Here is a 3,881-nt window from a genome sequence, read left to right on the forward strand (position 1 = left end):
GATCCAGGCCGACAAGGACCAGCTCCGCGCCGAATTCGCCATGTCGGCCCGTCGGCTCGAGATGAGCGTCGACCAGCTCAAGAGCAAGACCACGAGCCAGCTTGCCGAGCTCGCTCTGCTTGTCGGTCAGCGCCTGCTCGGCGTTGCGCAACAGCTCGGCCTTGGCGCCGAACTCTTCCTCGGTGGCGCGAAGCTGCTCCTTCATCGCCTTCTCGCGCGCCTCCAGCGCGAAGATCGCGGCGTTCTTCTCGCCCAGCTCGATCTTCATGCGGTTGATCGCATCGGTCTTCTTGCCGAGCTCGGCAAGCTGGCTCGTGGTCTTGCTCTTGAGCTGGTCGACGCTCATCTCGAGCCGACGGGCCGACATGGCGAATTCGGCGCGGAGCTGGTCCTTGTCGGCCTGGATCTCGGCCATCGACAGCGGGGTGGCCGCCTCCATGCGACGCGTGGTCAGCCGCACCGCCCGGTTATGCACCAGCGGCATGATCATCAGTCCGCACACCATCGAGAGCAGGAAACCGACCGCCGCGTACATGATCATCTCGATCATGAAGGGTCACTCCAAGGAAAGAAGAAGCAAAGAAGGAATTTGTTAATCACAATGCCACGGCGGGCCAGCCAAAGGCCAGCCCGTTTGCCGCGTTAACCTGAATCGCTAACCGCGCCGGAGCGCCGGCGGCGTCACCCGATCAGGGCAGCGACCTAGAACGGGTTCCAGGTCGCGCGCGGGGTGAATTTGAGATAGCCGACGCTGGCGCCGAGCCGCAAGCCGATGCCCGAGCGAATCGGGACCAGCACGATGTTGTTGGCGGTCAGCGCCGTCATGCCGAAGCCGCCGACGATATAGGCAGAGCCGTCGATGCCGACGAAGCGCTGGTAGATCGCCTGGGTCGAGGGCAGGTTGTAGACCAGCGTCATGGTCCGGGCGCCGTCGCCGCCCCAGTCGAAGCCGACCGAGGGGCCTTGCCAATAGACCCTGAGGTCGCCGGCGTTCTTGGTGTAGAGCGTGCCTTCGCCATAGCGCAGCCCGGCCACGAACGCGCCGGAGCCTTCCTCACCGAGCACATAACCATTGGGCAGGCCCCATTGGCTGACGGCGCGCTCGATGACCGACGCGAGCCCGCGCGAGACATTGCCAAAGAACTTGTGTCCGGCGCCGACCAGTTCGTCTGGCCCGTAAGTATACGGGGTCGGCTCACGCTGTGGCGGTGGATATTGCGGCTGTGGGGGCTGCTGCGCGGACGCCCCTGCGCTCCAGCACATCAGCGCGGCGAACGCGACCGCGGCAAGGCGTGATGCGAAAGTCATAAAGAACCCCTGCTATCGAAATCTGGGCGTTGCCCTTTAACCTGATGCCAACAGGCACGGCTCTAGGTTGCGCCCAGTGTCCCCTCGACTCGGATGTTATCGGTATCAACTATGACGGCACAACGGCAGGAAAGATATGGATCGTGCCGCGGCATGGCCTTTTTCGGCCTGTTGGCGGGCATTTTGGCGGCTGTCTGGCCCTTCTTGCCTGTTCAGGCCACGACGACCGAGCGCGTGGTGACGAACCGCTACTCCGGATTGGCGATCGAGGGATTCGATCCCGTTGCTTATTTCACCGATGCCGCCGCCACCCAGGGGCGGCCGGAATACGAGGCCGCCGACAGCGGTGTGGTCTGGCGTTTCCGCAACGAGGGCAACCGTGCCTCGTTCGTGGCGCATCCCGAAATCTATGGTCCGCAGTTCGGTGGTTACGATCCGACCGATCTGGTGCGGGGCGTGACCTGCGCGGGCAATCCGCGATTCTGGGCCGTCGTCGGGAACAGGCTTTATCTGTTCAATCGTGAACACAGCCGCGATGCCTTCGCCGCCGATCCCGCGCGCTTCCTGAAGGAAGCCAAGGCGCGCTGGCCGGAGCTGGAAGAAAGTCTCGCGCAATAATCACGACGCCGCGGCCGGGTCGCCCCAGGCAATGAATTCCGGCACCAGAAAGTCTTCGCGGCCGAGCCCGAAATGCAGTTGGCTCCCTTTCGAATCGGTCACCTTGCCGCCGGCCGCAACGACGACGGCGTGACCGGCCGCCACATCCCATTCCGACGTCGGCGACAGACGTGGATAGATATCGACCTCGCCCTCCGCGACACGGCCGAATTTGACCGCCGATCCAAGCACGGCGCGGACCGCACCGCCGCGTTCGTCGATGAAGGCTTCGGTGCGCGCATCGCCATGTGAGCGGCTGACCGCAACCGTCCACGGCGCGCCGCGCGGCGGGCAGGGGCGGGTCTTGATCGGTACGGCCTGCGAAACCGCGTTGTCCTTTAGCGTCAGTCGCTCGGCGCCTTTGCCGACGATGCCGCGCCAGATCAGCCCCAGCGCCGGCGCACCGACGATGCCGAGCAGCGGCACGCCGTGCGTGACCAGCGCCACATTGACGGTGAATTCGTCGCGGCCGGCGACGAACTCCTTGGTGCCGTCGAGCGGATCGATCAGGAAGAAGCTGTCCTTGTAGGGCGGCGTTGCCAGATGAACGCGCTCCTCCGACAGCAGCGAGACATGCGGCGCGAGCCGGGTCAGTCCTTCGACGATGATGTGGTCGGCGGCGAGATCGGCCTCGGTGACCGGCGAGCCGTCACTCTTGCCGGTCACATTCATGGCGGAACGGTTGACCGCAAGTATCGCCTCGCCCGCCCGGATCACCAGTTCGGTCAGCGATTCGAGCAGCGTGGCGGCCTTATCGCAGTCGAGGGCGGCCGATTGTGCCTTATTCATGAGCGGGTCTCATATCCTGTTCGTCTTCCCCTGAGATCATGATGCCGGTCTCGCCGCAAGCTGGCAGCATCCGTCTGCCCGGTGTATCAAGCCGACAGGCATGCGTGATTCGCACCCCTGCGGCGGCGTGCGGCTTTCCAGGAAACAATTGATGTCTGGCACTTCGTCTCCCGGTCCCGCTCCCGACGCGCTCGAACTCGCGGCGCTGTTGTGCTCGCGGGTCTGTCACGATCTCATCAGTCCGGTCGGCGCGATCGTCAATGGGCTTGAGGTCCTTGACGACAATCCCAAGCCCGAAGACCGCGAGTTCGCGCTCGATCTGATCCGCAAGAGCGCCAAGACCGCTTCGGCGCGGCTGCAGTTCTGCCGGCTGGCGTTCGGCGCGGCCGGTTCCTCCGGCGCGCAGATCGACCTCGGCGATGCCCAGAACATGGCGAAGGGGCATATCGAGGACGGCAAGGTGACGCTGACCTGGAATTTGCCGCGGCTGCTGCTGCCCAAGAACCGGGTCAAGCTGCTGTTGAACATGCTGGTGATTGCACAGCAGACCATCCCGCGCGGCGGCACGCTGTTGATCGATCCGGTCGGCGAGGGCGAGGCGATGAGCTTCCGCATCACGGCCGCGGGCCTCAATGCGCGGGTGCCGCAGAACATCGTCGACCTGCTCAATGCAAGCTCCGCGAACACGGTCGATGCGCATGCGGTGCAGCCGCATTACACGCGCCTGCTGGCGGACGCTTCCGGGCTGAAGGTGACGCTCGCGCTCGACGGCGACAAGGTGATTATCGCGGCGTCCTGAACGCGGCCGCGGCGACATCATTAATCAAAGGTTACGACGGGCCGTGCGATTCGATCGCGCGGCCTTATCTCTTTGTTGATCCCGTTCTTTTCCATTTACTCAACCAAACTTAAACGCTTTGCGGAGAAGCTGACCAAAGTTCCCTCCGGCGCGTCGATGTCGCGCGCCGCAGCGTTTTCGGCGTTTTTCGAAGGTTGGTTTCATGGACGATCTGTTGCGCGAGTTCCTGACGGAGAGCAGCGAGAGCCTGGATACGGTCGACAACCAGCTGGTGCAGTTCGAGCAGGATCCGAACAACGCGAAGATCCTGGATAACATTTTCCGTCTT

General features: G+C 63.8%; 4 protein-coding genes and 1 pseudogene. 2 read left to right on the top strand and 3 right to left on the bottom strand.

Annotated features, from left to right (window positions below; all coding sequences use genetic code 11):
• Together FNJ47_RS45055 and FNJ47_RS45060 are read right to left on the bottom strand one after the other, a co-directional pair.
• Window positions 1-550 (bottom strand): annotated as a pseudogene (locus FNJ47_RS45055) (hypothetical protein); the annotation flags it as partial.
• Window positions 551-702: 152 nt separating this feature from the next.
• A complete protein-coding gene (locus FNJ47_RS45060; protein WP_163163098.1) occupies window positions 703-1,308 on the bottom strand; it encodes a DUF1134 domain-containing protein in 606 nt (201 codons plus the stop codon).
• Between the two features lie 153 nt (window positions 1,309-1,461).
• On the opposite strand from FNJ47_RS45060, the gene FNJ47_RS45065 reads away from it, so the two are divergent.
• Window positions 1,462-1,926 carry a YHS domain-containing (seleno)protein gene (locus tag FNJ47_RS45065; protein WP_163163100.1) on the top strand — a complete coding sequence of 155 codons (465 nt, stop codon included), beginning with the start codon at window positions 1,462-1,464 and terminating at the stop codon, window positions 1,924-1,926.
• Here the strand turns inward: FNJ47_RS45065 and cysQ are convergent, their stop codons facing one another.
• Window positions 1,927-2,754, bottom strand: a complete 828-nt coding sequence (gene cysQ / locus FNJ47_RS45070; protein WP_163163102.1) for a 3'(2'),5'-bisphosphate nucleotidase CysQ — start codon at window positions 2,752-2,754, stop codon at window positions 1,927-1,929. It abuts the gene before it with no gap.
• 151 nt (window positions 2,755-2,905) lie between these two features.
• Here cysQ and chpT point away from each other — a divergent pair, with 151 nt between their 5' ends.
• Window positions 2,906-3,553 (top strand): histidine phosphotransferase ChpT, encoded by a 648-nt coding sequence (chpT, locus tag FNJ47_RS45075; RefSeq protein WP_163163104.1) that lies wholly within the window; start codon window positions 2,906-2,908, stop codon window positions 3,551-3,553.
• Window positions 3,554-3,881: the final 328 nt, after the last annotated feature.

Source organism: Bradyrhizobium uaiense (assembly GCF_010811875.1).
GTDB classification, from domain to species: Bacteria; Pseudomonadota; Alphaproteobacteria; order Rhizobiales; family Xanthobacteraceae; genus Bradyrhizobium; species Bradyrhizobium uaiense.